Annotated in this window: 21 protein-coding genes; 16 read left to right on the top strand and 5 right to left on the bottom strand. The window is 61.9% G+C overall.

The window, feature by feature from the left end; translation table 11 throughout:
- Positions 1–40 precede the first annotated feature (40 nt).
- Entirely contained in the window at positions 41–820 is a 780-nt protein-coding gene (locus tag KI237_RS13955; RefSeq protein ID WP_249410752.1) for an alpha-amylase family protein, read from the top strand.
- Positions 821–1,019: 199 nt separating this feature from the next.
- Positions 1,020–1,433 carry a hypothetical protein gene (locus KI237_RS13950; RefSeq protein WP_212800311.1) on the top strand — a complete coding sequence of 138 codons (414 nt, stop codon included), beginning with the start codon at positions 1,020–1,022 and terminating at the stop codon, positions 1,431–1,433.
- A 138-nt stretch (positions 1,434–1,571) separates the two neighbouring features.
- On the opposite strand, the gene hpaR (KI237_RS13945) is transcribed toward KI237_RS13950, so the two are convergent.
- Positions 1,572–1,994 carry a homoprotocatechuate degradation operon regulator HpaR gene (gene hpaR, locus KI237_RS13945; protein WP_212800310.1) on the bottom strand — a complete coding sequence of 141 codons (423 nt, stop codon included), beginning with the start codon at positions 1,992–1,994 and terminating at the stop codon, positions 1,572–1,574.
- A gap of 87 nt (positions 1,995–2,081) precedes the next feature.
- Complete coding sequence (hpaA, locus tag KI237_RS13940; RefSeq protein WP_018613304.1) at positions 2,082–2,987, bottom strand: 4-hydroxyphenylacetate catabolism regulatory protein HpaA; 906 nt, start codon at positions 2,985–2,987, stop codon at positions 2,082–2,084.
- A 186-nt stretch (positions 2,988–3,173) separates the two neighbouring features.
- On the opposite strand from hpaA, the gene KI237_RS13935 reads away from it, so the two are divergent.
- The 8 genes from KI237_RS13935 (at position 3,174) to hpaI (ending at position 10,565) form a co-directional block, all read left to right on the top strand.
- Entirely contained in the window at positions 3,174–3,851 is a 678-nt protein-coding gene (locus tag KI237_RS13935) for a fumarylacetoacetate hydrolase family protein (RefSeq protein WP_212800309.1), read from the top strand.
- Positions 3,848–4,618, top strand: coding sequence for a fumarylacetoacetate hydrolase family protein (locus tag KI237_RS13930; protein WP_212800308.1), 771 nt, complete (start codon positions 3,848–3,850; stop codon positions 4,616–4,618). The genes KI237_RS13935 and KI237_RS13930 overlap by 4 nt, the downstream gene beginning before the upstream one ends.
- Positions 4,619–4,623: 5 nt before the next feature.
- On the top strand, positions 4,624–6,084 hold the full coding sequence (hpaE, locus tag KI237_RS13925) for a 5-carboxymethyl-2-hydroxymuconate semialdehyde dehydrogenase (RefSeq protein ID WP_212800307.1): 1,461 nt from the start codon (positions 4,624–4,626) through the stop codon (positions 6,082–6,084).
- A 221-nt stretch (positions 6,085–6,305) separates the two neighbouring features.
- Entirely contained in the window at positions 6,306–7,163 is an 858-nt protein-coding gene (gene hpaD / locus KI237_RS13920) for a 3,4-dihydroxyphenylacetate 2,3-dioxygenase (RefSeq protein ID WP_212800306.1), read from the top strand.
- 24 nt (positions 7,164–7,187) lie between these two features.
- Positions 7,188–7,580, top strand: a complete 393-nt coding sequence (locus KI237_RS13915; RefSeq protein WP_212800305.1) for a tautomerase family protein — start codon at positions 7,188–7,190, stop codon at positions 7,578–7,580.
- A gap of 52 nt (positions 7,581–7,632) precedes the next feature.
- Positions 7,633–8,937 (top strand): MFS transporter, encoded by a 1,305-nt coding sequence (locus KI237_RS13910; RefSeq protein WP_212800304.1) that lies wholly within the window; start codon positions 7,633–7,635, stop codon positions 8,935–8,937.
- A 12-nt stretch (positions 8,938–8,949) separates the two neighbouring features.
- Positions 8,950–9,753, top strand: a complete 804-nt coding sequence (hpaH, locus tag KI237_RS13905; RefSeq protein WP_212800303.1) for a 2-oxo-hept-4-ene-1,7-dioate hydratase — start codon at positions 8,950–8,952, stop codon at positions 9,751–9,753.
- 14 nt (positions 9,754–9,767) lie between these two features.
- Positions 9,768–10,565: a 4-hydroxy-2-oxoheptanedioate aldolase gene (gene hpaI / locus KI237_RS13900; RefSeq protein WP_212800302.1), complete on the top strand. Its 798-nt coding sequence runs from the start codon at positions 9,768–9,770 to the stop codon at positions 10,563–10,565.
- A gap of 139 nt (positions 10,566–10,704) precedes the next feature.
- Here the strand turns inward: hpaI and hpaR (KI237_RS13895) are convergent, their stop codons facing one another.
- The 3 genes from hpaR (KI237_RS13895) to KI237_RS13885 all read right to left on the bottom strand — a co-directional run bounded on the left by hpaR (KI237_RS13895) (position 10,705) and on the right by KI237_RS13885 (position 13,425).
- Positions 10,705–11,127, bottom strand: coding sequence for a homoprotocatechuate degradation operon regulator HpaR (gene hpaR, locus KI237_RS13895; protein ID WP_212800301.1), 423 nt, complete (start codon positions 11,125–11,127; stop codon positions 10,705–10,707).
- 121 nt (positions 11,128–11,248) lie between these two features.
- Positions 11,249–12,190, bottom strand: coding sequence for a p-hydroxyphenylacetate 3-hydroxylase reductase component (locus KI237_RS13890; RefSeq protein ID WP_212800300.1), 942 nt, complete (start codon positions 12,188–12,190; stop codon positions 11,249–11,251).
- 65 nt (positions 12,191–12,255) lie between these two features.
- Positions 12,256–13,425, bottom strand: a complete 1,170-nt coding sequence (locus KI237_RS13885) for a p-hydroxyphenylacetate 3-hydroxylase oxygenase component (protein ID WP_212800299.1) — start codon at positions 13,423–13,425, stop codon at positions 12,256–12,258.
- Between the two features lie 311 nt (positions 13,426–13,736).
- On the opposite strand from KI237_RS13885, the gene KI237_RS13880 reads away from it, so the two are divergent.
- The 6 genes from KI237_RS13880 (at position 13,737) to KI237_RS13855 (ending at position 18,742) form a co-directional block, all read left to right on the top strand.
- Positions 13,737–15,035 carry an NAD(P)/FAD-dependent oxidoreductase gene (locus KI237_RS13880; RefSeq protein ID WP_212800298.1) on the top strand — a complete coding sequence of 433 codons (1,299 nt, stop codon included), beginning with the start codon at positions 13,737–13,739 and terminating at the stop codon, positions 15,033–15,035.
- Between the two features lie 177 nt (positions 15,036–15,212).
- A complete protein-coding gene (locus KI237_RS13875) occupies positions 15,213–15,578 on the top strand; it encodes a cupin domain-containing protein (RefSeq protein ID WP_212800297.1) in 366 nt (121 codons plus the stop codon).
- A 51-nt stretch (positions 15,579–15,629) separates the two neighbouring features.
- Positions 15,630–16,289, top strand: a complete 660-nt coding sequence (locus KI237_RS13870; RefSeq protein ID WP_212800296.1) for a helix-turn-helix transcriptional regulator — start codon at positions 15,630–15,632, stop codon at positions 16,287–16,289.
- Between the two features lie 78 nt (positions 16,290–16,367).
- Positions 16,368–17,189, top strand: a complete 822-nt coding sequence (locus KI237_RS13865) for a molybdenum cofactor biosynthesis F family protein (protein WP_212800295.1) — start codon at positions 16,368–16,370, stop codon at positions 17,187–17,189.
- Positions 17,182–17,982: an SDR family NAD(P)-dependent oxidoreductase gene (locus tag KI237_RS13860; RefSeq protein WP_212800294.1), complete on the top strand. Its 801-nt coding sequence runs from the start codon at positions 17,182–17,184 to the stop codon at positions 17,980–17,982. Before KI237_RS13865 ends, KI237_RS13860 begins: the two co-directional genes overlap by 8 nt.
- A complete protein-coding gene (locus KI237_RS13855) occupies positions 17,975–18,742 on the top strand; it encodes an SDR family oxidoreductase (RefSeq protein WP_212800293.1) in 768 nt (255 codons plus the stop codon). Before KI237_RS13860 ends, KI237_RS13855 begins: the two co-directional genes overlap by 8 nt.
- Positions 18,743–18,834: the final 92 nt, after the last annotated feature.

Below are 18,834 nucleotides of genomic sequence, written 5' to 3'. Positions count from 1 at the left end.
GGCCGCGCTCCTCGGCGCAGGTACAGGGACGTACTACATAATGACCACCACGACACCGAACATCGTCGGCATTGTCTGGCAGCCGGACAACCAGACCGTCGGCATCAGCGGCAATTGGGAAAAACTGGGCGTACACGAGCTACTGGTGCAATGGACGGTGGTGGACGACCAGGCCTTCGTGTCCGGGACGGGCCTGCCCAGCGTACCGGTACTGCCGGACTGGGCGCGCATCGCCAAGACGCCCTGGGCCCAGGATGTCATCCTCGGGCTGGCTGGCTATTTCAGCGAGAACCGCTCACGAGAAAACATCGGGCAACTGGCGGCGCTGTCGGAGCGCATTGCCGGGTTGCCGACGCCATTGCATGTCACCGGTTGGTACTTTCCGGCTGAGGTCGACCCCAGTTGGTCGGGCGCCACGGAGCTGCCGGCCTTGCTGGCCAAGCTGCCACGCCCGCTATGGATCAGCGTCTACGACGGCGCCAACATCGGCCCCGCCGCTACCGCAGACTGGCTCAAGCAATGGTTGCCGAACGACATCGGCGTGTTTTTCCAGGACGGTGTCGGCGTCTACGCCCGTACCGCCCCGGTTGCCCGCAATTACGCCGATGCCCTGCGTGACCGGCTTGGCAAGAATCGCGTGCGAATCATCGTCGAAGCCTTTCGTCCCAAATACGGCGGCGGCTTCCGCTCCGCCACGGTCGACGAGCTCAAGCCACAACTGGCGGCCTATGCAGGCTATCCGCTGTACCTGTTCGACGGGCCGCACTACATGACGCCAACCTTGGTGGACCACTTGAAACAAGCCCTGGCCCAACCTTGACCGGGCCTTAGAGCCATCCGCTTACCCTCGCTGACTGAGTTTGTATCGGTCTGTATCTGAGAGGCGGACTGATACGAAACAATGAATTGCGCCCTCTCCTGGCACACATCGTCGATACATCCGCGCGTTTAACTGTGATCACCGGACAGCAACACACTCGCTGCCACGGACACACTCATCAAGCGCAAGGAGAATCACCATGTTCAATTTCTCGAAAGTATCGTCCCTGGCTATCGCCCTGACATTGGTTGGCGGTGTCGGCCTGGCCAATGTCGCCTCGGCCACCGCAGCCAGTGCATCGATTCACAACCAGGTGCAACAACTGGCTGAAGGCGGGTCTGATCGCTTGCTGGAAAATCGTGTGGCCGAAGGCGGTTCCGATCGCTTGCTCGAAAATCGCGTGGCCGAAGGCGGTTCCGATCGCCTGCTCGAGAATCGCGTGGCTGAAGGTGGTTCCGATCGCCTGCTCGAGAATCGCGTGGCTGAAGGTGGTTCCGATCGCCTTCTCGAGAATCGAGTAGCCGAAGGCGGGTCTGATCGCTTGCTGGAAAATCGCGTGGCCGAAGGCGGGGCTGATCGGTTGCAGGAGTTGCGTGAACGCAGCGCGGTGTGAAGCGATTTTGTGGCGATGGGCTTACTCTCGCATGACTCTGTAGGCGCTGGCGAAGCCTGCGATCTTTTGCTCTTGAGCTTTCGACTCAATGAGCGGTGGAAAGATCGCAGCCTCGCTGCGAGTGCCTGACAGGGCGGTTCAGGGCTTGATGTTCTTCAGTTCATTGAGCAACGCGAGCAGTTGCTGCATCTTTTCCTCGCCGAACTGCTCTTCGATCCGTCGATAATTGCTTTCCATGCCCTCGCTCATGGACACGAAACACTGCTCGCCGCGCTCGGTCAGCCCGACAAAGACCCGCCGCTGATCCTGGCTGGACTTCTGCCGCCGCACCAAGCCGTCACGCTCCAGGCGACTGAGCACACCGGTCATGCTCGGTTTGAGGATGCACGCCTGGTGGGCGAGCTGATGGCTTTCCAGTTCCCCTTGCTGATGCAGGATGCGGATCACCCGCCATTGCTGTTCCGTGAGGTCATGCTGGTTCAGCGCCGGTCGAAAAAAAGCCATCGCCGCTTCGCGGGCTTGCAACAGCGTCAGGGTCAATGAGGGTCTGGGGTTGGCCATGTTCGAACTGTATGGATGAGCGAGTCGGCAGCTTAGTGTCGCTATCACAGCGCTGCAAGAGTAAGTGCTCTCCACCAGTAGTGGCGCTCAGCGCAACCCAGATTGCCGCTGGCGATACTCCCCCGGAGTGAGCTGGGCGTAACGCTGGAAAAACCGACTGAAATACGCCGGGTCCTTGAACCCGAGCTGGTAGCAGATTTCATTGGCCGAGCTGCCGGTGAACAACAACAGGCGCTTGGCCTCCTGCATCAGCCGTTCCATGATCAGCCGCTTGGAAGGCAGGTCAGCGATGCGTCGGCACACGTCATTGAGGCGCGCCTCGGTCACGCCGATGCCTTCGGCGTAGCGCGACAACGGCCAATGCTGCAGGTAGTGGGCCTCGATCAACTCGTTGAAGCGGTGAAAGATCTTTAGGTCTTCATGCCGCGCCGGCCTGGCCTCCAGGGAGTTGGAACACAACCGTAGCAGGCTGATCATGATCAGCCGCGTCAAAGCGTCCAGTGTTGCGCTGCGCCCCGGGCGCCCGGCCGTCACCTCCTCGCTCAATTCCTCGAACAGGTATTCCAACCGCCGTACCTCCCCCGCCTGCCCAGGCCCCAGTTGCGCCAGCGCAACGCAGGCTGCCGGCATTTGCACACCCGCCGGCGCCAGGCTTGGGTCGGCATCGATCAACTGCCACACCAGTTGCTGGCGCACCGTCAGCACATGCCCGTCACTGTCGGCCTCGGTCACGAAGGAATGGGGAATGGTCGGCGGTGTGAGGAAGAACATCGGACCGGATTCGACGTACTGCTGGTCATCGAGATACACACGCACGGTGCCGCTCTTGACGTAGTGCACCTGGAAGAATCGGTCGTGACGATGGACCGGCATGTTGCGACCGAAAAAATCCGCCAGGTTGGCAAGCCGGTCGTAATGCACTTCGGCGTCGCTGTAGCGCTGGTCGTACACCTGACCAATGTTGATGTTGGGGATCGGCTGACGATCAGTCATCACGCAGTACTCGTTTTCTTATTCTGGTCCAGGCACCTGTCACCCCATCCTGCACCGAATCCGGCAAGGCAACCAGTGCACGCTCATTCTGTCACGCTTGACGATAGTTAACATCTTAATTATAACTGTTAACACATTAACAATAACCGCAGAGCCCTCACCCCTCTGCATCGCCAGGAGACAAGCATGAGCCGTGCCCTGCATGACGTCGCGACCGGCACCCTGTTTGGGGTCGCGCTGAACTACCAGGGGGTGCTGCAACAGCGCCTCGCCGAGTTCGAGCAGCCGCCCTACCAGAAACCGCCGCTCAAGCCGGTGTTGTTCATCAAGACCCCTAATACCCGCAACCGGCACGGCGCCGAGGTGATTCACCCCGGTCACGGCGAAAGACTGCAACCAGGGCCGGCGCTTGGCGTGGTCATGGGCAAGTCAGCCAGTCGCGTCAGCGCCGCCGAAGCCCTGGACTACGTGGCCGGCTACACCATCGTCAATGAATTCAGCCTCCCGGAAGACAGCTATTACCGCCCTGCCGTCAAGGCCAAGTGCCGGGACGGGTTCTGCGCCATCGGCCCGGAACTGGTGCCCATCACTCAGGTGGCCGACCCTCACAGCCTGGTGATCACCCTGTACGTCAACGGCGAGGTTCGCCAGCAGAACAGCACGGCCAACTTCGTTCGCAACATTGCCCAACTGATTGCCGAGATCAGCGAGTTCATGACCCTGCATGCCGGCGATGTTCTCATCACCGGTACGCCTGAGGGTCGGGTCGACGTATTGCCCGGCGACCGTGTTGAAGTGGACATCAGCGGCCTGGGCCGTCTGGTCAATATCGTCGTGGCCGAGGAAACAGGAGCAGGTTCATGAAACACGCGCGCATTCGTTTTGAAGGCCAGGATCATGCCGTCACCGTTGAAGCTCACAATGCCGTACGCCTGGCCGACGGCCGCCTGCTGGCCGAGGACCAGGTCCAGTGGCTGCCACCGGCCACCGGCAGCATGTTCGCCCTGGGGCTGAACTACGCCGATCACGCCGCCGAACTGGCGTTCAAGCCACCGACCGAACCCCTGGCGTTCATCAAGTCCCCCGGCACCTACACCGGCCATAACCAGGTGACCTGGCGTCCCGACAACGTCGCCTACATGCATTACGAGTGCGAGCTGGTGGCGGTCATCGGCAAGGCCGCGCGCAACGTCAAGCGCGAGGATGCGCTGGGCTACCTGGCCGGCTACACCGTGTGCAACGACTACGCGATCCGCGACTTCCTGGAAAACTACTACCGCCCCAACCTGCGGGTGAAGAACCGTGACGCGACGACGCCCGTCGGCCCCTGGATCGTCGATGTGGCCGATGTACCAGACCCGAGCGACCTGACGCTGCGCACCTGGATCAATGGCGAGCTGCGCCAGGAAGGCTCGACCCGCGACATGATTTTCGATATCCCGTACCTGATCGAGTACCTGTCCAGCTTCATGACCTTGCAACCCGGCGACATGATCGCCACCGGCACGCCGGAAGGCCTGGCGGACGTGGTGCCCGGTGATAAAGTGGTGGTGGAAGTGGAAGGCGTCGGCCGTCTGGTCAATCGAATTGTCAGCGAAGCCGAGTTCTTCGCATCCCGTAAAGAGGCTTGAGCAGCATGATCAAACACTGGATCAACGGCCGTGAGGTCGAAAGCAAAGACGTCTTCGTCAACTACAACCCAGCCACCGGCGAAGCCATTGGTGAAGTCGCCAGCGGTGGTGCCGAGGAAGTCGCCCAGGCCGTGGCCGCGGCCAAGGAGGCCTTCCCGAAATGGGCCAATACGCCCGCCAAGGAACGCGCCCGGTTGATGCGCAAGCTCGGTGAACTGATCGAGCAGAACGTGCCGAAGCTGGCCGAACTGGAAACCCTCGACACCGGTTTGCCGATCCACCAGACCAAGAACGTGCTGATCCCACGCGCCTCCCACAACTTCGATTTCTTTGCCGAAGTTTGTACGCGGATGGATGGCCATACCTATCCGGTCGACGATCAAATGCTCAACTACACCCTGTATCAACCGGTGGGTGTCTGCGCGCTGGTCTCGCCCTGGAACGTGCCGTTCATGACCGCGACCTGGAAGACCGCACCGTGCCTGGCGCTGGGCAACACGGCCGTGCTGAAGATGTCCGAGCTGTCGCCGCTGACCGCCAACGAGCTGGGTCGCCTGGCGGTCGAGGCTGGCCTGCCCAATGGCGTGTTGAACGTGATCCAGGGTTACGGCGCAACCGCCGGCGATGCGCTGGTGCGCCACCCGGATGTGCGGGCGATCTCCTTCACCGGCGGCACCGCCACCGGCAAGAAAATCATGCAGACCGCCGGGTTGAAGAAGTATTCGATGGAACTGGGCGGCAAGTCGCCCGTGCTGATTTTCGAAGACGCCGACCTTGAGCGGGCCCTTGATGCGGCGCTGTTCACCATTTTCTCGCTCAACGGTGAACGCTGCACCGCCGGCAGCAGGATCTTCATTCAAGAAAGCGTCTACCCGCAGTTCGTCGCCGAGTTCGCCGCCCGCGCCAAGCGCCTGATCGTGGGTGATCCGCAGGACCCGAAAACCCAGGTCGGCTCGATGATTACCCAAGCCCACTACGACAAGGTCACCGGCTACATCAAGATCGGCCTCGAAGAAGGCGCCACCCTCCTGGCTGGCGGCCTGGAGCGTCCGGCCAATTTGCCGGCGCACTTGAGCCGCGGCCAGTTCATCCAGCCGACGGTGTTCGCCGACGTGAACAACAGCATGCGCATCGCCCAGGAAGAAATCTTCGGCCCGGTGGTGTGCCTGATCCCGTTCAAGGACGAGGCCCAAGCCCTGCAATTGGCCAACGACACCGAATACGGCCTGGCCTCGTACATCTGGACCCAGGACATCGGCAAGGCCCATCGCCTGGCCCACGGCATCGAAGCCGGCATGGTGTTCATCAACAGCCAGAACGTGCGCGACCTGCGCCAGCCGTTCGGCGGCGTGAAGGGTTCCGGAACCGGCCGCGAAGGCGGACAGTACAGCTTTGAAGTGTTTGCCGAGATCAAGAACGTTTGCATCTCCATGGGCAGTCATCACATACCGCGCTGGGGTGCATGACCCAGGCCGAGTGATTAACCTGTAGTCAATGAAACATTTTTGGCAGGTGATACCCCCTGTGGCGAGGGAGCTTGCTCCCGCTGGGCTGCGAAGCGGCCCCATTTTGCGATTGCTGCGCAATCGAGCGGGAGCAAGCTCCCTCGCCACAGGGTTCATCGGCAAGACTTGATTCACCGGCTGTCCCGAGATTCAACAAGAACAATCTTTTCAGGAGAATCATCATGGGCGAAGTCGTCCTCGCTGCGAAAATCTGCCACGTTCCCTCGATGTACCTGTCGGAACTGCCCGGCAAGCACCACGGCTGCCGTGCCGCAGCAATTGCCGGCCACAAGGAAATCGGTCGCCGCGCCCGTGAACTGGGGGCCGACACCGCCGTGGTATTCGACGTGCACTGGCTGGTCAACAGCGCCTATCACGTCAACAGCGGCGAACAATTCAAAGGCATCTACACCAGCAACGAGCTGCCGCACTTCATCAAGAACATGGAGTACCAATACTCAGGGGCACCGGAGCTGGGCGAGTTGATCGCCGCCGAGGCCAATGCCGCCGATGTACGCACCCTGGCCCACAACATCCCGAGCCTTGAGTTGGAATACGGCACCCTGGTGCCCATGCGCTACATGCACATGGACGTCCCGCAAGAACAAAAACTCAACGTCGTGTCGATTGCCGCCTGGTGCGCCTGGCATCGCTTGCAAGACAGCTTCACCTTCGGCGCCGCCGTGCGCCGAGCCATCGAAAAAAGCGACCGCAAGGTGCTGGTGCTCGCGTCCGGCTCGCTGTCGCACCGGTTCTCCGATGATCGCAACGCCGAAGCCAACATCCACAACTGGACGCGGGAGTTCGACAAGCAAGTCGACCTGCACGTCGTCGAGATGTGGCGCCAAGGCCGCTGGAAAGAATTCTGCGCCATGCTCCCGGACTACGCCGAACACTGTTTCGGCGAAGGCAAGATGCATGACACGGCGATGCTGCTGGGGTTACTCGGCGGGCCGGACTACGACAAACCTGCCGAAATCATCACCGAGCCTTTCGGCAGCTCCGGCACCGGCCAGATCAACGCCATTTTCCCGGTTTGAACAACCCGCGCAGGAGTACCGACGATGCCGCACTTCATCGCTGAATACACCGACAACATCGAACAACAAGCCGACCTGCCCGGCCTGTTTGAAAAGGTCCACGCCCTGCTGGGCGACAGCGGCGTGTTCCCCCTGGGCGGCATCCGCAGCCGCGGCGTGCGCCTGGACACCTGGCGCATGGCCGACGGCAAGCACGACTACGCCTTCGTGCACATGACCTTGAAAGTCGGCCACGGTCGTGACCTGGCCACCCGCCAGAAGGTCGCGCAAAAGCTCTTCGAGGTGATCACCGCGCACTTCGCCGAGCTTCAGGCCCAACGCCTGCTGGCCCTGTCGTTCGAGATGATCGAGCTGCACGAACAGCTCAATTTCAAGGCCAACAACGTCCACGCCTTTCTCAAGGGCCAGGCCAACTGAATCCGTCTGCCCCGCACACCCCATCGGCCCCTCTGACAAAAAGTACAAGATCATGAGCACAGCCAATACCGCCGACACTGCCGGCACCGTCGCGCACGACCGCACCCATGCCACCATTACCTGGCGGCTGATGCCACTGCTGCTGGTCTGTTACCTCTTTGCCCACCTGGATCGCATCAACATCGGCTTCGCGAAGATGCAGATGAGCGCCGACCTGCAGTTCAGCGATACGGTCTACGGCTTCGGCGCCGGGCTGTTCTTCATCGCCTATGCGCTGTTTGGGGTGCCCAGCAACATGGCCCTGGACCGGGTCGGTCCGCGGCGCTGGATCGCCACGCTGATGGTGGTCTGGGGCGTCTTGTCCACCGGTATGTTCCTTATCGAGAGCGCCGCCGGTTTCTATGTGTTGCGCTTTCTGCTGGGCGTGGCCGAGGCCGGTTTCTTTCCTGGCATCCTGGTCTTTCTCAACCGTTGGTATCCGGCCCGGCGTCGGGCCCAGGTGACCGCGTTGTTTGCCATCGCCGTACCGATGGCCGGGGTGATTGGCGGGCCTTTGTCCGGCGGCATTCTGGAGCACTTCCATGATGTTGGCGGTTTGCGCGGCTGGCAGTGGATGTTCGTCATCGAAGGGCTACCGGTGATCCTGCTCGGGCTTGTTGTGCTCAAGTGCCTGCCGGACAATTTCGAGACGGTCAGGTGGCTCACACCGCACGCCAAACAGCAGCTGCGCGAACAACTGAGCCTTGAGGAACAGCGCAAATCCATCAACTCGTTTTCGGCGATTCTCAACAATCCGCAGGTCTGGTTGTTGGTGGCGGTGTACTTCGCCGTGATGCTGGCGGTGAACACCCTGGCCTTCTGGATGCCCACCTTGATCCATGGCGCCGGCATCGGCAGCGACGGCAAGGTCGGGCTGCTCAGCGCGATGCCCTACCTGGCCGGCTGTTTCTTCATGATCGGCTGCGGGCGTTCCTCCGACCGCCATCGCGAACGCCGCTGGCACCTGTGCGTACCGCTGTTGATGGCAGCGCTGGGCATTGCGGTCACCGGGCTCTCACCTGGCAATCCGACACTGGTGCTGAGCGGCCTGATTGTCGCCGGCATGGGCGCCAGCGCGGCGTTGCCGATGTTCTGGCAACTGCCGCCGGCCTTCCTGTCCAACGGCACCCAGGCCGCCGGTATCGCGCTGATCAGTTCCTTTGGCAGCATCGCCTCATTCTTCGCGCCCTACCTGATCGGCTGGATGCGCGACACCACCCAGAGCGCCAGCCTCGCCCTGTATGTGCTGGCCCTGCTCATCGCCCTTGGCGGCTTGCTGGTGCTGCGTACCCGGGCCGCCATCGTCAACCCTCAATAAGAGACCCTTGCCATGCTTGACCAGAACCTCATCCAGCAAGCCGCCACCCGCCTCGACCAGGCCGAACGCTCCCGCGAGCAGGTGCGGCAGTTTTCCCTCGACCACCCGGACATCACCCTCGAGGATGCCTACGCCATCCAGCGCGCCTGGGTCGCGCAAAAGATCAAGGACGGCCGCAAACTGGTCGGCCACAAGATCGGCCTGACCTCTCGGGCCATGCAGGTGTCGTCGAACATCACCGAGCCGGACTACGGCGCGCTGCTCGACGACATGTTTTTCGATGAAGGCACCGACATCCCGTTCGAGCGTTTCATCGTGCCGCGGGTGGAAGTGGAACTGGCGTTCATTCTCGGCAAGCCGCTGAAGGGCCCGAACGTGACGGTGTTCGACGTACTCGACGCCACCGAATGGGTGATCCCGGCGCTGGAAATCATCGATGCGCGCATCCAGCAGATCGACCCGCAGACCAAGGTAACCCGCAAGGTGTTCGACACCATTTCCGACAACGCCGCCAACGCCGGCGTGGTCATGGGCGGTCGCGCCGTACGCCCGACCGAGATCGACCTGCGCAAGGTGCCGGCGGTGCTCTACCGCAACGGCGTGATCGAAGAGTCCGGCGTCTCGGCAGCGGTGCTCAATCACCCGGCCAAAGGCGTGGCCTGGCTGGCGAACAAGCTGGCAGCCTATGACGTCACCCTGCAACCGGGACAGATCATCCTCGGTGGTTCCTTCACCCGCCCCGTGGCAGCCAGCCCCGGTGATACCTTTCATGTCGACTACGACATGCTCGGTTCCATCGCCTGCCGTTTCGTCTGATCGGAGACCACTTCATGGACATGCCCATCAATACCTTCAAGCAACGCCTGTGCAGCGGCGAGGCGCAAATCGGCCTGTGGCTGGGGTTGGCCGATGCCTACTGTGCGGAACTGGCGGCCAACGCCGGCTTCGACTGGCTGCTGATCGACGGTGAACACGCGCCCAACGACTTGCGTACATTGCTCGGTCAGCTCCAGGCGGTGGCGCCCTACTCCAGCCAGCCCGTGATACGTCCAGTAATCGGTGACACGGCACTGATCAAGCAAGTGCTCGATATTGGTGTGCAGACCCTGCTGGTGCCGATGGTGGAAAGCGCCGACCAGGCGCGCGACCTGGTGCGCGCCATCCACTACCCGCCCCATGGCGTACGCGGCGTCGGCAGCGCATTGGCCCGGGCGTCACGCTGGAACAGCATCCCCGGTTACCTCGACAAGGCCGATGAACAGATGTGCCTGTTGGTCCAGATCGAAAGCCGCGAAGGCCTGGCCAACCTGGATGAAATTGCGGCAGTGGAAGGTGTGGATGGGGTTTTTATCGGCCCGGCGGACCTGAGCGCGTCCATGGGTTTTCGCGGCAACCCCGGTCACCCGGTGGTGCAAGCGGCCATCGAAGACGCCATCGCCCGCATCCGCCAGGCCGGCAAGGCAGCCGGAATTCTCAGCGCCGATGAAAAACTGGCCCGGCGCTATATCGAACTGGGCGCGGCGTTTGTCGCGGTGGGCGTGGATACGACGGTGCTGATGCGGGGCTTGCAGACGCTGGCGGCGACGTTCAAAAACACACCAGAACCTGCGGCTGGCGGCGTGTACTGATCGGTATCAAAGACCTTGTGGCAAGGGGATCTGTGGGAGCAAAGCTTGCTCGCGAAACAGGCACCTCGGTCTCTGAAAGACCGCAGCGTCTTCAGCGCGGGCAAGCTTTGCTTACACAGAAAACAACCAGCCCGGGATCTCAGCGCCTGATCGCCTTCAGGTCATTGAGCAAGCCCAGCAACGTCTGCAATTTTTCCTCCCCTAACTGGTCCTGCAGACGCTGGTAATTCTCTTCCATGCTCTGGCTCATCGAATCGAAACTCGCCCGCCCTTGGGGTGCCAGGCGCACCAGCACTCGCCGCTGATCCTGTTCAGCCTTGCGCCGCACCACCATGCCCGCCGCTTCCATGCGCACCAACACGCCGGTCATGCTGGGCTTGAGGATGCAGGCCAGTTCGGCCAGGCGATTGATCTCCAGCTCATCGTGCTGGCTGAGAATACGGATGACCCGCCATTGCTGCTCGGTCAAGCCATGTTGATTGAGGGAAGGCCGGAAAAAACCCATGGCCGCTTCACGGGCCTGTAGCAGGGTCAGGGTCAAGGATTGGCGCGGCTTGGGCATGAGTATGTTCGCGAGAGGGATTTAGTTAATGAGTTAACTAAATCTTAACAGCTTCAGCGCCGGGTTACCTGTGGCGAGGGGATTTATCCCCTCGCCACAGGCCCTCGATGCCTATCTCAGCTCAAGCCCCCTTGATCACACCCTTGAGCACCGCCTTGAAATGTTCCAACTGGGCCTCGCCGAACTGACCGAACACCTTGTCCTGCTGCTCCTTGGCAATCGCCCAGAGCCCTTCAGTCTCATCGATGCCCTTGGCAGTCAGGCGTACCCGCTCGCCTTCATCGCTCACCAGGCCCTTGCGCTTGAGGTTGGCCACGGCTTCTTCGATCTCGCGCGCCGGCATTGCCACTTCCCGCTGCAGGTCGCACAGGTTCAGCCCGGCGTCGTTCTCCAGCACCATCAACATTCGCGCCTCGCTGGTGCGCAAGCCGGTGGACAACTGACGCGGCTGGTAGCTGGCCTGATAGGCCCGCAGTGCCTGGGTCATCAGGTAATACAGGTTGTGGCTCAAGCGCCCCTGGAAGTGACTGCTGGGGGACTGCCCCTCTTCCCGTTTGGTCATGCGAGTGTGAGGCAGCACCATCGAGTAGGCGCCCTGGTGATAGAGCAATGGAGAGCGTCCGAAATCATCAAACGCCACGACCTTGCCGATCATGATCCAGTGATCGCCGCCATCAACCTGCTGGAATTTTTCACAGTGAAAACGCGCCGAGCAATCAACAAACACCGGAGCGCCGCCTTCGCCGGTCTCGAATTCGATTTCAGCGAAGCGGTCCTCCTTGGGTCGTGCGAAGTTGTTCGACAGGTCGATCTGGTCGGCGGCCAACACGTTCACCGCAAAGTGGCTGGCGGCTTCGAACACGCCATGGCTGCTCGAACGCTTGTCGATGCTCCACAGGATCAATGGCGGATCGAGGGACACCGAGTTGAAACTGTTGGCCGTCACACCGACCTTGCGGCCATCTTCAGTGGCAGCGGTGACCACGGTCACGCCGGTGGCGAAGTTACCCAGGGCCCGGCGGAACGCCCGGGTATCGAAAGCGGTATCACAAAGACTGGACATGCAAGACTCCCGGCCGCCTCAAGCGACGGCCTCGATTATTGTTCTAGGGTTCAGCGAACAGGCGGTCAAACCATGGAAGGATCAGGCTCAAGGCCCATCAGCTCACGACCGAGAATCTGCGCGCAGACGTCGTAGTCGGTATAGGCATGAGCGCCGGTCAGGTGAGCGTCGCGGAACAGTCGTTGCAACTCATTGCTTTCGAACCAGGCACCGCCGCCGGCCGCCTCCATCAAGCGGTCGACGGCCTGTATGCACATCTTGGTGGCGTAGCCCTGGTTGGTCCGCCAGAACGCCAGGGTTTCCCGGCTGGGGTATTCGTGGCGCTCGCCGTACTCGGCGTGCTCCTGCCAGGTTTTTTCCAGGAAGGCACGGGCCGCTGCCACCTGATGGGTCGACTCGGCCAGGCGCATCAACGCCGGGGTAGCAGCACCGACGGCCGCGCCGGTGTAGGCCCGCACGCGGTTGCGGGTTTTCTCGCGAAAGACCTCCAGCATGCGTTCGGCCACGCCGAGGCTGACCGTGGAGAAACCACTGGCGAAGTACGGCCGGTATGGCGAGTAGAAAATCTTGCTGTCGGGGTAAAGGCCGAATCCGCCGGACTTGCCCTCCATCATGTCCTTGGCTTTCTGGATCCGGTGTTCCGGCACGAAAGCGTTGTCGATGATCAACGTCTTGCTGCCACTGCCGCGCATGCCCACCGCGAACCAGTCATCGCGAATCTCATAGTCGCTGCGCGGCAGCACCGCAAAGCAATAGTCCTGGGCGCCTTCGGCGTTTTTACGGCGAAACCCCACGATCGCCCATTCGGCATGATCGCAACCGCTGCTCCAGCCCATTTCACCGCTGAACATCACACCGCCCTCGACTTCCTCGGTGCGGCCGAACGGCGCGATGCTGCTGCTGGCGGTGGCATCGGGGTCATCGCCCCAGATCTCCTGCTGGGCTTTGGCCGGGAACATTGCCAACTGATGGCTGTGGGTGCACAACAGGCTCATGGCCCAGGCCGTGCTGGCACAGGCTCCGGCCAGCAGCGCGATGCAATCGGCGAACTGTGGCAAGGAAATCTCCATGCCCCCGTACTTTTTCGGCTGGAAGGCCTTGTGCATGCCGATGCCTTTGAGCAGGGCTATATTCTCGGCAGGAACGGTACGGTCCTTTTCCGCCTGGAAGGCGTTGGCGGCAATGACCGGCAGGATAGGCTTGAGGTCTTCGAGCAGCGGGTTTGGCTTTTTCATGGACAGGCTCTTTTATTATTGGCATCTGCCAATCCCGCCTTTGCCCGGCAACCTGAGGTTGCCCAAACAGCGGGATCAGTGATTAAGGCCGGTCCAGTATGGGCAATCACGGGCAGGTGAAAAATGCACCTTCCAGATCCAAGATTGTACTTTTCATGGGCCGGTTTCGGCGCCCTGGCGCGCTCGGTCAAATACCCCGGCACGGATGATCAAGACAGGCGCCCCCATCAGGGCTCTTAATAGGGCCATCCCCTGCAATGCCTTGCGTAGGTGTTGCAACGGAGTTTCCTTTCACTCTGTCAGGTTGCGTCATGATCAATATCGAAACGCCCACCTATTACACGGCCACCAAGAAATACAACCTCAGCTTCCCCACGCTGGAACAGGACGTGGACGCCGATGTTGTGGTCATTGGCGGCGGTTTCTCCGGCATCAATACCGCGCTGGAGCTCGCCGAAAAAGGCATCACCAACATCGTGGTGCTGGAGGCGCGTTACCTGGGGTTCGGCGGCACCGGGCGCAATGGCGGGCAGATCATGGCCGGCATCGGTCATGACCTGGAAAAGATCAAAAAGGACGTGGGTGAAGACGGCCTGCGCCAAGTCTTCGAGATCAGCGACCTGGGCGCCGACATCATCAAGGACCGTATCGCCAAGTACGCCATCGATGCCGACTTCTGCCACGGCTACGGCTACATGGGCTTCAACGCGCGCCAGGAGAAAACCTTGCGGGCCTGGGAAAAAGACTTCAAGTCAATCAACACCAAGCACGAGATTCGTTTTCTCGGCGGCTCCGATGTACAGCAGATCATCGGCTCCAAGGCTTACGGCAGCGCCTTGCTACACATGGGCGGCGGACACGTGCACTCGTTGAACCTGTTACTGGGTGAGGCCAAGGCCCTGGTCAGCCACGGCGTGCGGATTTTCGAGAACAGCCCGGCCCTGGAAGTCAGTTACGGCGAGCGCATCACCGTACGTACCGGGCGCGGTTCGGTCAGGGCCAGCAAGCTGTTGTGGGCCTGCGACAGTTTCCTCAACAAGCTGGAACCGGAGCTGCATCGCTCGACCATCAACACCTACGCCTTCCAGATGATGACCGAGCCGTTGTCGGACGAACTGATCCAGCGTATCAGCCCGATTCGCGGAGCCTACAGCGACATTCGCCCGGTGATCGACTACTACCGCGTCACCAACGAAAATCGCCTGCTGTTCGGTGCCGCGACGCCGCTGGTGGAGCACATCCCCCAAGATCTCAAGGCCTGGAACCGGCGGCTGATGCTCAAGATCTTCCCATACCTCAAGGACGTGAAGATCGACCTGGCCTGGGGTGGCCCGATGGCCTGCAGCCCGAACCTGTTCCCGCAGATCGGCACCCTGCCCGGCCGCAGCAACGCGTTTTTCGTGCAGGGTTACTCAGGCTTTGGTGTCACGCCGAGCCACATCATCTGCAAGGTGCTGGCCGAAGGCATGAGCGAAGGCTCGGCGCGCTACGACCTGGTCAGCTCGATCCATCGCCCGACCATCATCGGCAAAGACGCCATTCGCCCATTGCTGCTGACCGCCGGCAAGTCCTGGCATCAGCTGTCGGGCTACTGGAACGGCCGTCGCTGATGGCCGTGATGCCAGCCAATCAGGCAACCCCCCTGTGGGAGCGAGCTTGCTCGCGAAAGCGGTGGGTCAGGCAGCGCTGATGTTGACCGTTGCGCCGTCTTCGCGAGCAAGCTCGCTCCCACAGGGCTCCACTTTGCACATCTACACCCTCTTTTTTACTCATCAGGAGTCACTGCCATGCCCCTTATCACCCTCGAAAAAGACACCCAGCTGTCCGACCTGGACGCCTGGGGCACCGTCGCCGATCTCGGTTCGCAGATTCTCGAAGGCGACGTCAAAGCCTTCGGCAAGATGACCTTCGGCGCCCCGACCGATCCCGTCAGCAGCGCCTACTTCGGCACCACCCAAGGCAAGTTCCGGATGGTCTACCCCTTTGCCGAACAAGCCACCGTGGTCACCGGTGAAGTAGTGCTCACCGACGAGGCCACCGGCCAGAGCACCCGCTACAAGGCCGGCGACAGCTGGTTCGTGACCAAGGGCACGCCAGTGCTGTGGGAAGTGGTCAGCGAGAGTTTCGTCAAACACTACTTCGCGGTAGCCTGATCGGACTTGGCTGCCGGCCCCACCGGCAGCCCTCTCGGCGAAGGTGCGACCATGAACGTCATCCCCACCCAGGACATCGCCGGCCAGTGCCTGCAGGCATTTACCCAGCTCGTTCCCGTCAGCCGGGCGGCGTTCTACTGCGTTGATCGGCAGCTGCAGGTCCATGACTTCAGTCTGCACAGGATGAGCGGCGAGATGCACCGCGACTACCTGGACAACTATCGCCAATTTGATCCGCTGCACCCGCGCCACTGCGTGTCCAGCGCCTTGGCCGTGGTGCCGTTGAGCCTGGCGATGACCCGCCAGCCGCGACGTGACAACCATCGTTATCGCGACTTCCTGCTGCGCTACGGCGTGGTCGACGTGGTGGAAGTCTTCGCCCATCGGGACGGTCGGCCCCAAGCGGCGATTTCATTGCTGCGCACTGCCGAGCAAGGTGTCTTCACCAGCCACCAGCTGAGTCAACTCAGCGCGTTGCAGGCCTTGCTGCAACTGGCCGTGGCCCATTTGCCCAGCCATGAGGACCCACTGGGCGACCTGACGCCCAAGGAGCGCCAGATTGCCTGGCTGCTGCGCCAAGGCGTCAGCAACAAGCAATTGGCCCGGGAGCTGGAGGTGGGCTTGCCGACCATCAAGACTCACCTGATCCACCTGTTTCGCAAGGTTGGCGTCAGCAGCCGTACCGAGTTGGTCAGCGCACTGTTCCTCTGATCAACCATTTGGTTGATAGGCCGCCGGTGCCCGGCATCGCATGATCCGAGTGCTTAATTCAACCACCGGAGCCTTGCAATGAGCACATCTTCAGACTGGATCACCGTCGGCGCCCTGGCCGATAGCTTTGCCCCCGAAAGCTTCATTCTGCCCAACCTAGCCGACCTGGACGGCAAGACCTTCACCCTGCATTTTGCCAATGGCTGGCAGATCGAGCATCGCTTCGAGCAGGACACCCTGACCTGGAGCGCCGCCGATGGGCACTCCAGCGGCACCGCGACCTACCGAGCCACATCCGTACGCCCGGGTCTTTACCTGGTGGACTTCATCAAGCGCGAAGGCGAGCTGACGCTGTCGGTAAGCCTGGTGCTCGATACCGCCAGCGCCGCCTTCACCGCCGTGCTCGGCCGCATGCCGAGCCAGCAAGAAACCGGTGAAGGCCTCTACAGCCGGGCGCTGGCCGGCAAGCCACTGACTTCGGTGCAAGTGCAGTTCCTGCACGGCAGCCTCGATCGTCCCTGGCAGCCTGGCCTGTGCTCGCATGCACCGACCAGCGAACTGGTGGGGCTGCGCAACCTGTATCGCTACAGCCCGAGCGAAGTCTACGAACACATTTACCTCAACGACCAGTTCTACTCGTGGCAGTGCCTCAAGGGCGTCGAACAAGGCCTGTGCGACACCGATCGCTGCGACACCTACAAGATCGCCGATCAGTTGTACCTGTTCGTGTGGCGGGAAAAAATCATCCCGACCCTGGGCCTGGTGCTGATCGACCTGCAACAGCACCGCAGCGACGGCAAGATCTTCGGCTACGCCGCTGCTTCGTTCAATGAGTTCTCCAACTTCCCGGTCAGTTCGTACTGCCAGGTGCTCAACCAGACGGAGTACCCCGATGCCTGAATTACGCACCGTCGTGATCACGGGCGCCGGCACCGGTATCGGTGCGGCCTGCGCCCGACTGTATGCCGCCGAAGGCGCCAACCTGGTGCTGATCGGTCGACGTCGCGAGCCCTTGGAAGCACTCGCCGAGGACATCGGCGGCCTGGTGCTGGTGGGTGACGCGGCCTGTCCGAACACCTGGGATGGCTTCGTCGAGCAGATTCGCACGCGTTATGGCCGACTCGACGTGCTGCTGGCCTGTGCCGGTGGCTTGGGCATGGGCAGCGCCACCCAAACCCAGCCATCGGCCTGGGAAGCGGCCCTGCGCAGCAATCTCGACAGCGCCTTCTACAGCGCCCGGGCGTGCCTGCCACTGCTGCAGGAAAGCGCCGGCAATATTGTGCTGATCGCCTCCATCGCTTCATTGGCGGCGGGCCCCCACGTGTGCGGCTACACCACCGCCAAACATGCGCTGCTGGGCCTCAACCGCTCCCTGGCAAGGGATTACGGGCCTCACGGCGTACGGGTCAATGCGATCTGCCCAGGCTGGGTCCGCACGCCCATGGCCGATGAAGAAATGCAGGCATTGATGCAGTTCCATGGCGAAACGTTGCAGCAGGCGTATGAGCGGGTCTGCGCCGACGTGCCGCTGCGCAGGCCGGCCACTGCGCAGGAAATCGCCAACGTCTGCCGTTTCCTGGCCTCGCCCGATGCGTCGATCATCACCGGAGCGACGCTGGTGGCCGATGGTGGCTCCAGCATCGTCGACGTGCCGACACTGGCCTTCAGCCGGATGGAGGCCAGCGATGCCTGAGGATCTGGATTTCAGCGGCCAGACCGTATTGGTCACAGGCGGTGCCCAGGGCATTGGCCGGGCCATCGTCGAAGCGTTTGCCCTGCGTGGGGCTCGCGTGGTCATTGCCGACCTGGGCCTGGCCCGGGCCGAAGCAGTGGCCGGCGAATTGACCGTCATGGGCTGTCAGGTGCAAGCGGTGGGGGTTGACCTGGCCGACGCAACGGCAGTCTTCGGGATGATGACCGAGCTGGAGCAGCGCTTGGGGAAGCTGGATATCCTGGTGCACAACGCCGGGTATTTTCCACTGACGCCATTCGCCGAGATCACCCCATCGATGCTTGAGCGAACGCTGGCGGTGAACTTGTCGGCGCTGTTCTGGCTGACCCAGGCCGCGTTGCCGATGTTCCGGCGCCAGGGCCAAGGCTGCGTGCTGGTGACCTCCTCGGTCACCGGCCCGCGGGTGGCGTATCCAGGGCTCAGCCACTACGCGGCCTCCAAGGCCGGAGTCAATGGTTTCATTCGCAACGCCGCGCTGGAACTGGCGGCCGAGAATGTCCGCGTCAATGGCGTCGAACCAGGCATGATCGCGACACCGGCCATGACCAACCTGGGCGACGATGACGTCAACCAGGACATCGCCCGCCGGGTGCCGCTGGGTCGATTGGGCCAACCGAGCGACATCGCTGGCGCCATGCTGTTCCTGGCGTCGAGCCTGGCCGGCTATGTGACCGGGCAGACCTTGGTGGTCGATGGAGGGTCGACCTTGCCGGAGGTTTGAACCTTTGTCGGGGTGAGTCAGCTTGCGGTGAGGGTGGATGTACCACCGTCATCGCGAGCAAGCTCGCTCCCACAGTTTTCCTCCTCAGGTCC

Source organism: Pseudomonas sp. St316 (assembly GCF_018325905.1).
Lineage (GTDB): Bacteria > Pseudomonadota > Gammaproteobacteria > Pseudomonadales > Pseudomonadaceae > Aquipseudomonas.
This window is presented reverse-complemented; position numbering and strand designations above follow the sequence as displayed.